Source organism: uncultured Fluviicola sp., from assembly GCF_902168135.1.
In the GTDB taxonomy this organism is placed as follows: domain Bacteria; phylum Bacteroidota; class Bacteroidia; order Flavobacteriales_D; family Crocinitomicaceae; genus Fluviicola.
Genome location: NZ_CABHOL010000009.1, coordinates 111,038 through 127,726 on the forward strand (window position 1 = coordinate 111,038; position 16,689 = coordinate 127,726).

13 protein-coding genes are annotated in these 16,689 nt (G+C 34.5%); 4 read left to right on the forward strand and 9 right to left on the reverse strand.

Translation table 11 applies throughout. The features are described from left to right. The first annotated feature begins 151 nt into the window (after positions 1-151). Both QZT69_RS02030 and QZT69_RS02035 read left to right on the forward strand, forming a co-directional pair. The gene (locus QZT69_RS02030) at positions 152-331 is read left to right on the forward strand and encodes a DUF3606 domain-containing protein (RefSeq protein WP_294670038.1); all 180 of its coding nucleotides are present in this window, start codon (positions 152-154) and stop codon (positions 329-331) included. 3 nt (positions 332-334) lie between these two features. Then, positions 335-1,372, forward strand: a complete 1,038-nt coding sequence (locus QZT69_RS02035) for a PIN domain-containing protein (RefSeq protein ID WP_294670040.1) — start codon at positions 335-337, stop codon at positions 1,370-1,372. 9 nt (positions 1,373-1,381) lie between these two features. Here the strand turns inward: QZT69_RS02035 and QZT69_RS02040 are convergent, their stop codons facing one another. The 5 genes from QZT69_RS02040 to QZT69_RS19120 form a co-directional block, all read right to left on the reverse strand. Next, positions 1,382-2,005 carry a recombinase family protein gene (locus QZT69_RS02040; RefSeq protein ID WP_294670041.1) on the reverse strand — a complete coding sequence of 208 codons (624 nt, stop codon included), beginning with the start codon at positions 2,003-2,005 and terminating at the stop codon, positions 1,382-1,384. 105 nt (positions 2,006-2,110) lie between these two features. Further along, positions 2,111-2,782, reverse strand: coding sequence for an ATP-binding protein (locus tag QZT69_RS02045; RefSeq protein WP_294670042.1), 672 nt, complete (start codon positions 2,780-2,782; stop codon positions 2,111-2,113). Then, the gene (locus QZT69_RS02050) at positions 2,775-4,649 is read right to left on the reverse strand and encodes a DDE-type integrase/transposase/recombinase (protein ID WP_294670044.1); all 1,875 of its coding nucleotides are present in this window, start codon (positions 4,647-4,649) and stop codon (positions 2,775-2,777) included. Before QZT69_RS02050 ends, QZT69_RS02045 begins: the two co-directional genes overlap by 8 nt. Positions 4,650-5,000: 351 nt before the next feature. Then, entirely contained in the window at positions 5,001-5,525 is a 525-nt protein-coding gene (locus QZT69_RS02055; RefSeq protein WP_294670045.1) for a hypothetical protein, read from the reverse strand. A 51-nt stretch (positions 5,526-5,576) separates the two neighbouring features. Next, complete coding sequence (locus tag QZT69_RS19120; RefSeq protein ID WP_367241750.1) at positions 5,577-5,834, reverse strand: helix-turn-helix domain-containing protein; 258 nt, start codon at positions 5,832-5,834, stop codon at positions 5,577-5,579. 84 nt (positions 5,835-5,918) lie between these two features. On the opposite strand from QZT69_RS19120, the gene QZT69_RS02060 reads away from it, so the two are divergent. Further along, positions 5,919-6,209: a transposase gene (locus QZT69_RS02060; protein ID WP_294670047.1), complete on the forward strand. Its 291-nt coding sequence runs from the start codon at positions 5,919-5,921 to the stop codon at positions 6,207-6,209. Next, positions 6,206-6,667 (forward strand): hypothetical protein, encoded by a 462-nt coding sequence (locus QZT69_RS02065; RefSeq protein ID WP_294670048.1) that lies wholly within the window; start codon positions 6,206-6,208, stop codon positions 6,665-6,667. The genes QZT69_RS02060 and QZT69_RS02065 overlap by 4 nt, the downstream gene beginning before the upstream one ends. A 16-nt stretch (positions 6,668-6,683) precedes the next feature. Here the strand turns inward: QZT69_RS02065 and QZT69_RS02070 are convergent, their stop codons facing one another. From QZT69_RS02070 to QZT69_RS02085, 4 genes are all read right to left on the reverse strand, one after another. After that, positions 6,684-7,691: a hypothetical protein gene (locus tag QZT69_RS02070; RefSeq protein ID WP_294670049.1), complete on the reverse strand. Its 1,008-nt coding sequence runs from the start codon at positions 7,689-7,691 to the stop codon at positions 6,684-6,686. Between the two features lie 270 nt (positions 7,692-7,961). Continuing rightward, a complete protein-coding gene (locus tag QZT69_RS02075; protein ID WP_294670051.1) occupies positions 7,962-11,234 on the reverse strand; it encodes a DEAD/DEAH box helicase family protein in 3,273 nt (1,090 codons plus the stop codon). A 242-nt stretch (positions 11,235-11,476) separates the two neighbouring features. Continuing rightward, entirely contained in the window at positions 11,477-15,964 is a 4,488-nt protein-coding gene (locus QZT69_RS02080) for an ATP-binding protein (RefSeq protein ID WP_294670053.1), read from the reverse strand. Then, positions 15,964-16,647 (reverse strand): hypothetical protein, encoded by a 684-nt coding sequence (locus tag QZT69_RS02085; protein WP_294670055.1) that lies wholly within the window; start codon positions 16,645-16,647, stop codon positions 15,964-15,966. The genes QZT69_RS02080 and QZT69_RS02085 overlap by 1 nt, the downstream gene beginning before the upstream one ends. Positions 16,648-16,689: the final 42 nt, after the last annotated feature.

Here is a 16,689-nt window from a genome sequence, read left to right on the forward strand (position 1 = left end):
TTATAGTGAATAGAAGATTTGTTTTCATAGTGGAAAAATTATTTAACTCAAATAAAAGGATTTTTTCTTTGAGTTGATTTTATCTCACTCTAAATAGACAGAAGTATTTACATAATATATATATTAGGGGCTTAACCATTATATAATTATCATGACTGATAACAAAAAAAACACTGGATCACCGGACAATAAACGCATTGACGTTAAAGATCCCAACGAGCTTAGGAATTGGGCCAAATCACTAAATACAACTCAAACTGCAATTAAAAATGCTGTTGCCAAGGTTGGAACAAGTGCAGCGGCAGTTAAAAAAGAACTAGGTAAAAATTAGGATATGCATGTTTTTTTAGATTCGTGTATACTTTTCAAAGATTATTTTCTAGAAAAATCATCTAAACGGCTGCTTGAATTTGCAGAAAAAGGATTGATAGATCTATATATGTCTGATATCGTAAAGCTGGAGTTAAGGAGGCAATTTGAAAAGGAACTTATTGAGCGAAATACGATTCTGAGCAAGTTAAATAAAAATGTTAGAAGACTGAGGCTTGGAGACCCCCTACTATTAACTGACGTCGAAAAACAACTTCGAGTTTTTGATCAATATTATTTAGGTTTATCCCGTTTAAATCACTTCATTTTTTTACCAGTCAAAGATGAGTTTCTTCCTGATATAGTAGATCGTGCAATTAATAAGAAGAAGCCATTTACTGAGAATAAATCAGAGTTGAAAGATGCTTTAATTTGGAAAACTTATTCAAGCTACGTCGAGAGTAAAAAACTAGACGAATGCATATTGCTGACTAACAACACTTCCGATTTTTGTGGTAAGGATAAGGATAAAGTTCATAACGACTTATTAGTTGACACAGAACGATTTAAAGTTGTCAATTCTGCATTAGATTTCATAAAGATTTTTGGGCCAGAATTAGATAAACCAGAAAGAAAAATATTGGCATTTGTTGAGAATACAGAATTTGACAGTGAATTTATCTTAGAGAATATTGACAAGTTCTTTATAGACGAAATTCTATCTAAGATTGACTCTGCAGTAGAAAGATTGGAACCATCTGATGTTTTTGATGAAATTTGGATGGGTGGATATGTTTCGGGGAATTATTCTGAAATTTTAGAATGTAAAAATATTGAAGTTGAAACAATAGGATCTAAAGCCTCTGTTTACGCCAATTTATCGATATCTTATGATTCAGAAGTTTATGAATATAATGCTGCAAGAGATCCAGGAGAAGATCACTTTCATTATATCGGTGAAGCAACTTTAATTTTTACTATGAATATTAGTTTTGATCTTGATTCAGAGGGAGAAGGAGATAATTTAGAAATAACTGATATTCACTTGGATGAAGTTTGTTAAACTTTTATTCTAATTAATTGTCGATATGAACATCTTGAAACTATTATAACTCAATTTCTCCTCCAACTGATTATTCACAATCTTCATAATACTGGCAACCGGTAATCCCAGTTGCTGGTATTCCATGATCTGTTCCCGGAAAGGATCGAGTGCCCTCCCCTTTCGGTTCTGACTTCCTTTTGGCCGGCCGAGTTTCTTTCCCTGGGCTTTTGCTGCGATCAATCCTTGTTTGGTTCGAATGGAAATGAATTCACGTTCCGATTCGGCAAAGTAACTGTAAATAGCCAGGAGCAGTTTTACATGATGTGAGTTCTTATAGGTAGAAAGCTCTGGTTGTCGAATAAAGACGATCTCTACTCCCCTTTCCAGTAATGTATTGATGATGTTGAGGGTTTCGATCATATTTCGCCCTAGCCTACTTAATTCTGCTACCAGGAGAAGATCTCCGGATTCCAGTTTGGAAGTGAGCTCATCGATCTTGCGTTCTCGGACCGATTTGGTACTGGAGATTTCGATTTCAATGAATTCTGTAATGACGATCTGGATCCGTTGCGCATGTTCCAGAAGTAAGTGTCGTTGTTTGTTTAGGTCCTGCTTATCGGTACTTACCCGAATGTATCCTATAGTTTTCATTTTCTTTGATTGAATTAATAATCAGCTTTTCGATTATTTGTGCAATGATTTTGCAGTTAAAACCGACCTATTTCGGTTCAAAATAGATCGGCTGTTTAACGGTCGTTATTTGTTCACTTTTTTTCGTTTCTGTTGGTGATATGCTTCAATGTAATCCATGATCTCCGAGAAGTTTTTACAACTGTTAATCATTTCCTGAATGGCTTCTTCAGAGGTGACATTGTAATATTCACCAAAACCGCGGATTTCTTCTTTTGTTGGCTCGCTTAAGAATTCCCAATGATTAATTCGTCTGTAAAATTCAGGTATACCAGGAATTCCGCGAGTCTTCCATTTTTTCATGTACTCATGGAAGTATTCCGGACCTGCAATGATAATTCCTGTTGTATCCTTTGTGTTATCCCTCAGTTCATGTAGGTATTCAAAGAATTTTGGTTTAGACTTTCCAGCTTCATCAAAGATGAGTAACTTCTTTGTGCCACCATAATTCAGTTTGTGAGAAGCTTGGTTGATCAAAGAATGTAATGTAGAGCCCATGACACGTCCTTCAATTCCCAAAGTATTTAAAAGACTTGAGTAAAATTCTTTCATCGTCATACTTGTTTTAATAACCATGTAATACACATCTTCATTATTTTCTAGGTATTCTTCAAAAGCTGTTGTTTTCCCTGCTCCGGTATATCCAATTATTGCTATCATTTTGGTATTGGAACGAGTATAGTCGCACAGGTTTTGAATAGTGTTGTAATTACTGGTAGCTAATATTTTTTTATTCATCTGTTCCTTTGTTTTTAATTAGAAATTTGTCCATCGATGCTGGAACTTTGTACAATTGATTTTTAGAAGGAATCCGTTTGGGACGAATCCGGTCCTTTTTTGGTTTAGGTTCAATTGAATCCGCTTTTGATTTTTCGGGAGATTTGGTCGTTGCACGTGAGGCTGATTCTAATTTATGAGATCTCGATAGTTCAAGAAGGAACTTTTCATTTTTATCAAATAATTTAATTCGACTTCGATCTTCCTTTTGATAGCAGACCAGAGCAGTTGTTCCGTTTAAGCGGTATCTCCAATCCATTTCATGGATGATATATTGAAATTGGTTGTTTCTTGAACTTCCTTCAGATAATAATATCATGGAGTTTCTGATACGGTATTCCTGAACACGATCCCAGAACATCAAAGCAAATTGACTTTCAGATATTTTCACAATACTCCGATCCATTTTTGCTAACAAAAAGCAGATATCAGGAGATTCTCTCTTAGTATTCGTCTTCTTCGCATTGTACTCCTTTATTAGTTCATCAACCAATAATTCAAGTTCTTTCTTGGGTCGCAGGTTATTTGAGTTCAATGCTTGTCTGATCATTTCTTTTGCAGGTCTCCCCTCTTCCCGTTTGCTTTTAATTCCTTCCCCGATGTATCCATCTTTTCCTTTGCATATAACAGTTTGAAAAGTGGAGAAAAATCGTTCTACATGAGCTTTCTCTCTGGGGGAGTCTGGGCTACACCTGCGAAAATTTGTTCCATAAATAGAGATGTATTCTTCCAGTCGTTTGAATCGTTCGTGTTTGAAGCATGAACTGTTATCTGTCACCATTTCAAAAGGCAGATATCCAGTGTTTTTTACTGCCATTTTGATCGCACTAATTACGAGCGTATGATTCTCAGTTTTTCCGGTGGAATACCCAACAATCTTACGGGAATGAACATCCATTATAACAAATAATTGCAGAAAAGCCGGACGGTTATCATTTTCTAAATACGGAATTTGAAGCCTGCTGCCATCAAGTTGCCAGGATTCACCATTGTACTTAGGTTCCTCCCTCAATTTGAAAGGATTGAAATAATACCTCTCCCAGTCTTTCCCGTTTCGTCTTGTTTTACACTGATTTTGTATGTATGGATCAGACAAAATTCTCTTAACTGTACCAACAGAAACCTCCGAATATCCATTCAATACAGCCCAATTATTTACGCGTTCGTGTATTGTTGAATAGGATAACTGCTTTGGATCTGAATAATATTTTTTGATTTCTTTAAGATGAGCATCAGTTAGTTTACGGGAATTTTTTGTTTTCCCCAGGCTGCGGTGTACAAAGGCCTCGGATCCATATTGCTGAAATTTTTTAAGCTTTGCATAGAATGATTTCAAAGAATCAGTTTCGAAAATTAATCCATCAATTTTACGATAAGCTCTGAAAATTTTATTAATGGGGATTTCAAAACAGTGCATCTGTTTTATTTGATGAAAAACAGCATGGGTTATTGCGTAAGATCGAATGAGTTCAGGATCAAAAAACAGTTCATTGTAATGCTTTAAAAATGCCTGATAGCCTCTTTCACAAGCTGAATGTAGCTGCATTGAGATGAAATCTTCAATTTTACTCTGCTCGTATTGTTTCAGGTTTTTATTAAGGTGATCCTCATGAGGGAGTTCATGTTTCGTCTTGAGCTGGGGGCTAATAGATTCGTATAGAATCCATTTAATGCGTTTATCGTTCGGATCAGTTAAATGTTCGAAATATCGAGTTTTATTTTTCCGATTACGGTTCATACCATTCATAACGCTTTGTTCATTTACACCATACTTTTTAAGGAAGGACAATTGGACATAGATCTGCCCGTCCAATGAAATTATATCCATTAGAAATTGAATTGTGAAAGAAGATTTACAGGGAATCGCTATTCTGTAGGCCTTACTTTCAGGTTAAACAAAAGAAAATTGAATTGAGGCTATGTCAGCAATAGTTGCTCCTTTTCCGGATTTTGTTCTGGAAAAAAGTTCTTACAAAAAAAACATGCCGATTTCTGTAGGATATTATCCTTGGATAGCTTAAATTAGCCATAACTTAAATTTAGATTAAATCCCGCCATTGGAAATGAACAGCCCGAGCGGGATTTTTTGTTGTACAAGGCTAAAGTCCCACTTAATCAAAAACAAATCAAGTATTTCCAAAAATAAAGGTAACCTGGATTGTATTTTTTTAATACATATCTATTTTTGAAGTCTTGCTAAAATAATGGATATGACGCAGTTAATTGATTTAACTTCTTTGTTTCCTTTAATATACTCTGAAATGAGGCTTATGTTTTTAGAGCTTTGTACTGCACTTTTTTGAACGGGAACAAACTCTCCGGATTTGTTTAGATATACGAAAATAGTTGAAAGCTTGTTGCTTAGAGTCGTTAGTTCCCTTCGATCAAGAATATTGTGTTCGATTAACTCATCGAAGAATCGAACAAGTGATGAAGTAGTTCCTTTCCATTTAAGGCGGTGTTTGATATTCACTTTTCGGTCTTGTGTAAACCAGGCAAAAATCACTTTATAATCATCAAGAAAGCCGGCTTCTTTAACCCAGAAAAGTATTTCTTCAAGATAATGAAATTGAATACCGGGTGCAAATCTGGGAATTGGCTTCGGTATAATTTCTTGTTCCCAATCCCAAAAATCAAATTTAATTATAGCACCTTTCAGGATGTCATCGCTGGATTCTCCCCAATGTTCATGAGTTTTTTCCATTTTTCAGTGAATTAGCAGATACAATCGAACTTGGAATGGAAGTTACAAATCTTAAGAGTTATTCGAAAGATACTTATTACAGAAATCAGTCAAACTTATTTGATGATAATTGAGTATTCGTAACAATGTCCCTAACCTAAGATTTTTTCCATTTTCGTATGGGCCATATTGTGATCGCGCCATATCTAATGCATCTGCCAAAGCCTCATAATTTGATATGCCTTTATCAATTCTTAATTGTTTCAGGGCCCGTCCAATTTGATACAATTGGGAATCCTCCTGCGACCTATTTAAAGTGTCTTTTTCCATGAAACAAATCACGGGTACACGAAGGATAAAAGTTACCCTATTATAATAGGTCTTTTTATTATATTTGTCTAAATTTTGAAGATCATGTACAAGGCCAGATATTCAGATTCCGAGAAACAGGAAATATTGAAAGAGCGCAATACTACTGGGATTAGCGTGAGAGAAATTTGCGAGAAATATGGAATTACGGTCCAAACTTTTTACGCATGGAGAACCAGGCTGTCTATTCCTTTGCCAGCATTCTCGTCTGAACCTGGAATGAAATCAAAATCCGATTTACCAAATCCGATTGAAGAAGAAAACAAAACTCTGAGACGGCTTTACATCAACCTTTCGGAACACAATTATCAATTAGCTAAATTTCTGGAGAAATGAGATCAATAACCAAATTTTTAACCCTATTCCCTATCGTATTAATTTTGCTTTGCTCTACAAGCTGCAAAGAAAAGCGTTTGCTTAAAATGGCTGACGGAACCTTTGAAAAGCCTTACCCGTCCCCTTGCATTTATTCAGATAGCTCTACCCAAATTTTCTATGAGACAACAAAACTATGGATTGATAGTAAAGAGGAAGTATTGTCCTGGAGAGGCGGAACTACTGGAGGAACCGTTGATATCAAGCTTGCTAAATCCGACCGCGGAAAAAAAGATGAACTTCGTTTAAGTATAACTGCAGATAGTGCTTTCAACGATATGCTTCCTCCTGGAGCAATACCAAATCACGAATTATTGAGAAACTCCAGGATCTATCTGAATCCAAGTAAAAGAGCAATGACGATGAGTATCGTTATTGATGGTCAGGAGACGATGTATTATTTCAGAATTATTAAATAAAAGATTTATTTTATACTTAATTAGAAGAAGTTTCCAGTATCCTTTTTATTGATGATAGGCTCATTATTTCAACTGTTGTATCTATATCTTCAACCAGTTTCATTAAAGTTTCCTCATTAGTAATATTAAGGAGAAGTATTGATCTGACTTCTTTATCGACAGGATGTTTTTCTAAAAGAATTTTAGTGTCTTTGTCTAACTTACTTGCACTTCTTTTAATTTTAGTGGCCAATTTTCTGTTTTCAGTGTTAAGTTTAAACATTTTGGTTTCGATAATGAATATTACGCTGTTAATCTCAAACACACAATCGATCTCTAAACCTTTCAATTCATTGAAAATTAAATTCGATCTGAAAGATAATTTACGATGCCCTAGTAGATACTCCAGAGCATCGAGCAAAAGTCCATCATTTGCTTTAATTATGCTAAACAATTCTTGATGAATGTCAAATGAAGCAAAATAAGTGACCTCTTTTTGACAAATTGGACATGTTAATTGCTTTAGTTTTTTTGGTTTCAATTTGACATGAAGGGATCCCTTATACATTCCAGGGTCACAATGATGACATTCAACAAAAACATCTTCGGAACCGTAGGAAATAAGTTCTGCTTCAAATAGTAATTCGAAAAGATTTATTCTACTTTCGAAATTATCTTCTGCATTTAAGCTATTTACAAGGACCTGATTGGAAGCATACATGCCTTTATATAACTCACCCAAATACAATTCTTTGATGTTCCGGAGAAATGTCAAAACATCGTAAATGGTTCCATCAGATAACGCATCTTCTATTTTCTTCCTTACAAAATCAGTTTTGTAATAAATTTCTAATTCCTCGAAGGTTTTGATATGTTTTCCAGCAAAACCATAATGATGAAGTTCATCTAGGATTACTTCTTCAAAATTACCTTTCTTAGTGATAAGTGCCGGCACAATTCGACCAATAAGTTCCTGTGGCTCCTTGAAGTCCTCTTTAATTTTTTCAAATGGTTTCCCGAAATGTTTATCTATAAAATCAAACACTAATGGTTTATATCGATCTATTTGATTTTGGAGAAAGTCTTCATTTCGATTGGTCCTTTTAGTATTACGTATATCAATCTGATATCTTTCGTTCTCGACGAAATTTGAAATAATGATTCTAGGGAATGGAATTTCAATTTTTCGATTAATCAAAGTGAATGACTGCGTATCTAGAAGCTCCTCTTTAGATAATAAAAAAAGGTTATAGCATGATCTCTGTTGCCAGAATAATTTGTAAAAATAATCTCTATTTGTCATTACAATAAATATTTAATAGCTTGATATGACTTTTAAATCGATATTAGCAAGTTCCTTTATAAAATTCTCAGTAACCCCAAGAAGTGTGAGTATTTCTGTTGACGCTGTTCTTTTTGAAAACCCTGGTTGAACAACAATTATTTCAAAGGCCATTGGAATTTCCTTCTTTGCGATTGTGAGCCATTTTTCCAGATCTTGTTTACTACCTTTCTCTATTCTTGAGCACGAAACACCGTTCTTGACTTTTTGTTCCCTACGAAGTAAATGGTTGATAAACTCATCTCCCGATTTATGTTTCCAATGTATCGATTTTTGCGCTTGACCACAAACCTCATATAGATTTGTAATCTGATTAGTTACTTTACCTTTAGATGCAAATTTTAAATGGAATAGTTTTACTTCTATACGATCACTGAAGAGTTTCATAGCAACTACGTCAGCAATCTCACCAGAATAATCATCATCATAAATGATATCAAAATCCTGTTTCTTTAATTCCTCAATCACTTTGAATTGAATTGAGTTTGTAATTTTGGGAGTTACTCCTTGAGATTCTTTACTTAAATCTGTTCCGCTCCAATCCCAAGCAATTATTTCTTCTCTAGGATAGACGTTAATTTGTTGACTTAGTGTTATATATTCATTTCCACAAAGCGCGGATCCATCAGCAAACCATATCATGGGAGTTTTATTTTCAAAGAATTTGATAGCTGGTTCCTTTGTGTTTCCGTAAAGGGCCTCCACATTATTTCTACTTCGCAAGATTATTCTGTAGTCTGGAAAAATATTTTCAGGATCCGTTGTGTTTTCGAATAGCTCAATCTCGAAAGTTGCTTTTTTGGATTCGGATGAAATCGAGAACATTAGTGGTCCTCCAATTTGGGGATTTTCAAGTTGAATTTCTATTTTGGATAAATCAAAAAAGGCACCATCTATTTCAAACTGATATCGAGTTTCAGAATACATATACATTTCTTCATCCCAATCTATCCAAACAGGCATGTTTTGTGGAACTGCAGTAACTAATGAAGGAATCAAGGTCTCTTTCAATATTTGATTGGGATCAATATCGGGATCGGCTAGTTTATTCCCTAAATTAATGCACCATTTTTTAAAAGACATTAAATCTCCGACAAGTTTATTCCAAATCCTTCCTTTGTAAGAAGCTCCAAGGTTTACTTGATTACCATTCTCATACCCAACCCCCATAACAAAAGCTTTCTCACCTTTTTTCTCATCAACAACACTTATTGCCTGTGCTACATCACTTCCGACATGCATACGAAACCTGACATTCTTACCAAGAAAATATCTCAAACCAACATTTTGTAGTCTTGTTCTCTTGACATTGTGAAACGTCTTAAACACGTTGATCCCTTTAATTAACTCAGCACTTTCGTCAATAATTGCTTTTGCAAGTTCCCCATACAAGCTACCATTATCGGAACTATTAATAAAAAGTAAATTGTTTTTAGTTTCCCAAAAAACAACAATCATTTCCCAATTAAGTATAGTAATGTCTTTATGATTAATCCATTCAACGTCATTTCTTCTAGCAGTTATAATGACAAGAATTTTTTCTGTATCATTAACGTCGGAGAAAACATATTCCAAGTTAGAATATCCAGGTATTCCTTTGGGAAAATTTGACGGAAACCAGCCTTTAGTCTTGTTTTTGTAAACAACAGTACTGAACTTTGGTTTAATGTTCTGGAAGGGGAGTTTAGTATCGCTTAATTTTGAAAAACCATCAATCAATTCTTTATAATCCACTTCATCACCAATTCTTCCCAGACTTGCTTCGGATAATAACTCATTCCAATCGGCATCTCTTGCATATAATTCTGATAGTTCTGATCTTACATTAAGATCAGCAATATTTGCTATGAATGATGCATTTCCTAGAGCTTCATCGTGCTTAGTTCTGGTAAATCTCCCGGCAAATTGTAAAGTAATTGGAAGACTCTTTCTAATATCGTGAAAAGCAGCAACTTTCAATTCGGGTAAATCAAAACCTTCACCGAGCATATCAACGCACACAATAATTTTGGCTTCTTTGTTAAGTATCTTTTTGTACGTTTCCTGAAATCCTGGTACTCCGGAATAAATTAAAACAGGATTTAGATCCAATTGATCTTTATAATATTCAAACACTTTAATTGCACGATTCTTTGTTTCACAGCGGGCCATTAAAATATGATTGTAGGTTTTTAAATCTTCCCTTAGACGATTGATGGCAGTTTCTGCAATTAGTTTATCTGCCTTTTCAAAGTCGTATTCTCGCAAGGATATGAAATCAATTTTGGTGAAGTATCCTTGTTCTTGTGCCTTCTTGAGAGGGAAATTAAATATGATTTTTCCATCAAGTCTTTTTCCGTCGTTACGAAAAGGTGTTGCCGTGAATTGAACTACTTTTTCGGGTGGAAAAATGTTTTTAAATTTATCCCAGGTTTTAGCTTTTATATGATGTGCTTCATCGATGAATACATTAGAGAACAGTTTAGAGATTTCTATTTTCTGATCATCATCACAACGAGATAATATTCCCATTGTTGTTATTACTACGTTGCATTTAGATACAAAGTCGCTTAAATCTTTAACTGAGCTAAATCCCTGACCGATTGTTCCAACAATAGGGTAAAGTGCATCATCATCGACGATATCAAATTCTTTTAGTAACCCAAGAGTAGAAAACTTACCAGATAATTGTGTTCTTAATGAATCCGATGGTACAATAATTAAAAGCTTTTGGCATTGTTGAGCCACTAAAGCAGATAACATAGTCTCTGTTTTTCCTGTACCAGTGGGAAGTACAACCGTTGCAGTGTTCAAAGGAAGTTTTAAATGCCCTAGTAGCATATATAATGCACCTATTTGTGGCTGTCGTAGCCCCTTATCTCCAGATTGAACATTTTCTTCTTTAAATTTAAAAGCAGATTTCCATGAAGAAGTAATTTTCGCTGGATTCTGTACCATATTTAATCCTGGATGCTTAATCCAATTCTTAATTTCAATACTTCCATCATTAATATTTGAGGTGGTTGGATCAGAGCCAGTCAATAAAGCGTACTTGATATTTTTTGGGATATTAGTTGAATCAGCAGTTAAATAGATATTTGATTTCCCAGCGCTAATAGTCACTGACTTTGAATCGCTATCAACTATGGTAAAAGCTAACTTGATTTTTGGCGAGATCAGATTAGTGATAGAGTTTTTACCGTTTTTAAAAATCTGTTTTTCTAACGGCGGTAAAATGACATGGATAGGTGAAGTAATAGTAGACATAAATAATGGTTATAATTTTTCAACTAAATTAATATTTTTTGGAATCTAGCGCTATAAACAATTCTCTTATTAAGAGATAACAAACTTTGATTAATTAACCTCAGTTATCTGAATATCAGGACCAAATTTTGCTAAGATTGATTCATTTGTTACACTTTCTGGAAAAGCCATGGATAGTATATGTATACAGCTATATATAATTCTGTGTGATTCTGTTGGGATGCCTATATGTTTATTTTGAACTAATATAAATCAACCTTAGCGAGAACCTCAAAGGCTCCAGCTCTAAGATCTAGGTTTTGTAATATTAAATCAAAAGCGTCCATAGCATCTTCAGTAGCTTTATCATCTTTGTTATACTCCCTTAGACAATTATATGCCTGAATAATCACCTGAAGTGGTTCGTTTCTGTGCATCTGATGATTTTTCATCTTGTCAATATGATTGACAAAGTGAGCTGCAAGTTGAATACACTTTTCAGGTTTGTCATTTACACATTTCAATAGATATCGGTAGAAGGAGTCTTCTCTATATTTTCCGACATTCGATTCCACATATAGACTAAGGAATTCATAAAGCTGATCGAACAATTCATTCTGAAGATTAAAAAATGGAAAGATGTAGGCCTTGGCAATTTTATCGTCGTCGGAATCGAGGAATTTTGAAACAATTTTCAAAGCACGATTCACCCGTTCGTTCACTTTAATGAATTCCCAAGCGATTGCAATAGATGCTTCTTTTTGATCATTTCCTTGAGACCAAAACTCCTCTAGTAACTCCTCGGATCCGGAGTAATCAAAGCAATAGGCCTTGGTCAAAAGATGACCTACTGTTTTGCTAGAGTCTTTGACATATATGCTTCTTTTCAGGAACGGGATTAACTCTTTGAAATGAGTATTGATTAAGTATGTTAATACGTGAACAGAAAGTTTCACAAGACCTGGATCGTAATCATGCAGGAGTAGAAGAAAGATTTCAAGAACTTCTTCAGTATTATATTTGAGATAATTCGCCAGTTTATAAAGTGCACAGGCCCGGGTAGATGGGCTAGAATTATTTGCGATCGTTCTTAATACGCCGAAAACTTCTTCTCTACTCTTATCAGAAAAATGATAATCCATCAAGGAACTAACTGCTGCACCACGGGTGGAATTAATGCCCATATTTAGTACATCATTAGTAAAGGCATCTCTTTCTGAGCCATTTATGGAGATGTTTTTAATAAATTCAAATACTTCCTTATCATTAATACCGGCTTCAGTAAAATAATTAGTTATCCAAAGTAAGTAACGGCTGTATTCATTATTGAATTCAGTATGTTGAATCGCAGTTTTGAATCGTATTAATAAATGGTCAGGAGGTAATCCTCCATTTTTTAAGCCCTCAAGCCCCTTTACCTTATAAGATTGGGGAATGGTTGAATCAATCAATATATCATCGATTAAAGGCAGAAAATACTCTATTCTTTGTGAAACTCTATTTTCAAATTCACGGCTATGAGAAAGTTCACCAGGATCGTTCCATGAATCATAATTCGGATTATCGATATTGTATTCTCTAAAAGTTCTTTTCCAATCTTCGAAGGTCATTTTATCAAATGCATCTTGGGGTAACATTTTTTCACCTGAATGAAGAGAAATGCCTTTGGGCTCTTCCAAATTTCCTCTGTCTCCAAACTTACGTTTAAGTTCTTGAAAGCTTCGTTTGAGTTCAGGATAACGATTTCTTTCTGAATTTGGAATGGCTCTGATGAAATCATACTGAGTATTGCCGTATGATTTTCGAATTTTCTTTCCATCGCCAAAATCAATTACCATTAACTCAGAGTCAGGATACAGTTTAACGAGCATCGAATTCACAATCTTTTGCTGCTCGGGGCTGTAATGAGGATAAGCGTTACCTAAACTTGCTTGCAGAAGATAATTCATATAAAGGCTTAGTCCGATTATTTTCTTTATCTCTACGTCCGTAGAGAAGAATTGAAAACTCTCCTGTAGAAATATTAATGGGTGCTTTTCAACTACACTAAATGCAATAATTAAGTGAGTGATAGATTCAGATTTTAAATATTCTAGTACTTCTCGTCTAACAAAATCGTGATCAGTATTTGCCTTTTCAATAAGATAGTCTTGTAACATGCTTAACTGTTCTGAATGAAAGTATAGCTGTTCTTCCTTTTTTGTGTACAAAAGAAAGGTTCTGTCTACTTTTATAGCGCCGCGTTTTTTATTGGAGGAACTATATCCTCTTTTATCAATGATTTCATTGATTATCCGCTTCACTAAGAGATAGGTTATATCTGGATGATTTTCCCAAAGTTCTTTATAAATCTCTGAATGATTTTGTCCAGGAAAATAATCATCTTGCCCGTATTGATCTTTACTGTCTGGACCAATGGAAACCAAACGTAATAGGATATCACATACTCTTTCAGGGTAGTTCTTTATTCCATGTTCCAGAAAATGAAATAATGCATACCCAAGTGTTGGCTCTCCGATTTTATCCAAGATGTATTCTACCAGATCCATATATCGAGAATCATTATACTCCCTTACTCCCCAAAGGAGATCCTGAATTATTGGATCAATGGATATAGATGATTTAGTTTCAATTATGAAATTGATCAACTGTTCACTCTTTCGATGCGTAAATCGTCTTAAAAAAGAGCGAATTAAATCCAGACTTTCAAGGTCATTGCTATTAACTTCTTGCTGAATCCATTTTTTGTCTATAAAAATGTCAAGCCATCCATCACCATGGTACAATGAAATGAATATGTCTTTTGATTTTTTATCGTCCTTAAATATTTTTTCAATGAACTGTTGTTCCTGAACGAGCGGAGTATCTTGTAATGCAACATGCCGTAGCACAAGAAGTTTGATATGAAAACGGATTTGACTATCAGCTAAAATTGCTTGTAAATCCTTTATATATCTTTGGACATCTACACCTCGCTTATAGTTAAGAATTTGTTGAATTTTCGAGCGTAGAAACAAACCTTGGTGCCGGTTTTTTATAGTTGTAAGTAAATCTTCTTTTGATGTCACAGAATTGCGTGCTACGCAGTAATCGAAAAATGTTTGATGAAAGAATTCAAGGTGATTCTCTCTGCGGAATACGACGCCCTCCGTACTTAAATATTCTAACTCCTTCGGAAATAAATCGGTAAAAGAATCATCAGGAATATTAATTGATTGATCCTCGTACATCTTTAATGCAATACTAAAGACAAGTTTTACGACTTGTGCAAAGTCAATATTCTTACTTTTCTCCGATCTATTACTAGTGATTCGAAGATTCCATAATTCTCTATAAAGATCCTGAATGCTTTTTATAGTGGAAATTTCAAGATCATCAGAATATACTTTGAGAAAGACATCTAGGTGTAAAGGTGTTTTAAGTAATTCGATGAGTTCTCGGTTTAGTTTACCGGGATTGATCTTATTAATTGAAAGAATTTGTTTTAGTTCATCAATGTCAAGGGGCTTAATAGCAAAGTTGATCTTATTAGAATAAGTATTGATTATTGGATCGTAATTTAAGTCGTATGTTCGACATGAAACTACAATTCTTACTTTTGATTGATTGGCATAGCGCTTAATAACTCTGTCATACATTCCCAATGGTCTCATGTTAGACGATAGAGTTTGAGAAAGTGCATCGATTTGATCAATGATCAAGACCACCTGTGGTTCGTAGGATATGAACTGATCCATAAATGTAAAGAAATCAGTTCCCAATCCGCTTTCACGTCCCAATTCTTCTACAGTGTCAAAAGCAAGTCGATCTGCCTTTAAGCAAATAGTTGGAATAGATTCTTGCTTGAGTTGGTCATAAAGCTGCAACATTACAACTGATTTGCCTAAACCAGCATTTCCTGAGACGACGGCAATATTATCCTGATTTTCCTTTAGAGGGTTCTGAAGCCAGTATAAGATGTCTTTTACTTCAGATCTTAGGATAGTTGAGGAAGAATTATTGCCAAAATGTGTTTTTAACCCCGTAATACTAGAGGAAGCATTTTTAGCGAGTTCAAGTATTTTCTCTTTTGAATAATCAATTCCCAGGTGATTTTTCAATTCTTGAACTGTTTGTTCATCGATAACTTTCTCAACAGCAAAATATTTTTGAAAAATATTGATATTCGACCTGATAACTGTATCAATATCTGTACTGTTTATCTGAAGTATTCTTATTGAATCAAGCAATTCTTCTAGTTCAGATACAACATCCAAATAATCAAGATGTTTTAGCTTGTTATACTTTGCAGTTGTGGACTCGACTGTTTTCTGTAAATTGAGTTTTTTTCGATTTTGGGAGAAGTCTCCAATTAAGATTTTTGCATCTTGAGTAATATCCTTTGCAGCAACAAAATAATATGTAAAACTGTGGATAGAATGAATAAGAGTTGAGAATGGTTGGCCAGTTTCACGGCACTCAGATATATGGTTTAAAAGAAATTTAACTAGGTCGTCAAAAATCACAGTTTCTGAAACATTTCCATTATATTTTTTACACTGTACACATCCAACAACTTTATCGTTATTATATAACATGAGATCAGCGCCACGCTCTCCTACTCCAACAGAGAGATGAACTTTGTCATAAATCCCATTGAAAAGATTGTTTTTAATTTGTTCGTTGAAATAATGATATACAATCTCTTCAAATTCACCTGGGTTAATCTGTGTAAAATCTATCGGACGGTTAGAAAGTATTGGTGTTTTCATCATTTGTTTGAAAAATTAATTGGGATAGTTCGTTCCTGAAGCCAGTTATTTATTACAAGTTTGTTTACCACTCTTTTATTTGAAGAACACTCGAGAGCTTTGGAAAGCAATAATTCAGCCACTAAATCGTGGTTAGTTACGTGCATGAAACGGTGTCTTACTAAATACTTGAGATCCTCAATCGGTAAGGTCCGGTTAGTAACTCTGCGCGCAAAATCAATCATCTGGAAATCGTCGAAATCGAGAACATGTTTGGCTTTTTCCCAGACATCAACAGCAAATTCATTGTCAAGCTTTTCATGGATATCTTGGCTCCCACTTGCATTTATAGCCCTATTGAAGACTTCAGAAAACAAATAACAATTACTTTCTGAGATTAAAACAAGTTTAGCTTTTGGAGTAGCAATAAGTTGTTGTTTAAAATCAAGCAATATGTCTTGCGAACATAGATCTGAATGTGACCAATGTAAATTTTTAGATGGAGACCGGAATTTTAAGCTATAAAAGAAATCACCATGTTTAGACTTAACGACAATATCGTCAACCTTGATCATTGAGGTTCTCAATGCTTCAGGATAGATATGATAATCTTGTTCGAAGAAGGCATATGAAAACAATAATGTCAGAAACCAGTTTTGATACTCAACACCGGTTGTTGTTGAACTTCCACCAGAATATGGCATAGATTAGCAGATACAGGTGATTTTAAAATTCAATATTTTATT

Coding starts and splice junctions, on each gene's coding strand:
- QZT69_RS02040 (WP_294670041.1), bottom strand. CDS start 2,005: ATGAAAACTATAGGATACATTCGGGTAAGTACCGATAAGCAGGACCTA.
- QZT69_RS02065 (WP_294670048.1), top strand. CDS start 6,206: ATGAGATCAATAACCAAATTTTTAACCCTATTCCCTATCGTATTAATT.
- QZT69_RS02055 (WP_294670045.1), bottom strand. CDS start 5,525: ATGGAAAAAACTCATGAACATTGGGGAGAATCCAGCGATGACATCCTG.
- QZT69_RS02050 (WP_294670044.1), bottom strand. CDS start 4,649: ATGGATATAATTTCATTGGACGGGCAGATCTATGTCCAATTGTCCTTC.
- QZT69_RS02035 (WP_294670040.1), top strand. CDS start 335: ATGCATGTTTTTTTAGATTCGTGTATACTTTTCAAAGATTATTTTCTA.
- QZT69_RS02060 (WP_294670047.1), top strand. CDS start 5,919: ATGTACAAGGCCAGATATTCAGATTCCGAGAAACAGGAAATATTGAAA.
- QZT69_RS02030 (WP_294670038.1), top strand. CDS start 152: ATGACTGATAACAAAAAAAACACTGGATCACCGGACAATAAACGCATT.
- QZT69_RS02085 (WP_294670055.1), bottom strand. CDS start 16,647: ATGCCATATTCTGGTGGAAGTTCAACAACAACCGGTGTTGAGTATCAA.
- QZT69_RS02080 (WP_294670053.1), bottom strand. CDS start 15,964: ATGAAAACACCAATACTTTCTAACCGTCCGATAGATTTTACACAGATT.
- QZT69_RS02045 (WP_294670042.1), bottom strand. CDS start 2,782: ATGAATAAAAAAATATTAGCTACCAGTAATTACAACACTATTCAAAAC.
- QZT69_RS19120 (WP_367241750.1), bottom strand. CDS start 5,834: ATGGAAAAAGACACTTTAAATAGGTCGCAGGAGGATTCCCAATTGTAT.
- QZT69_RS02075 (WP_294670051.1), bottom strand. CDS start 11,234: ATGTCTACTATTACTTCACCTATCCATGTCATTTTACCGCCGTTAGAA.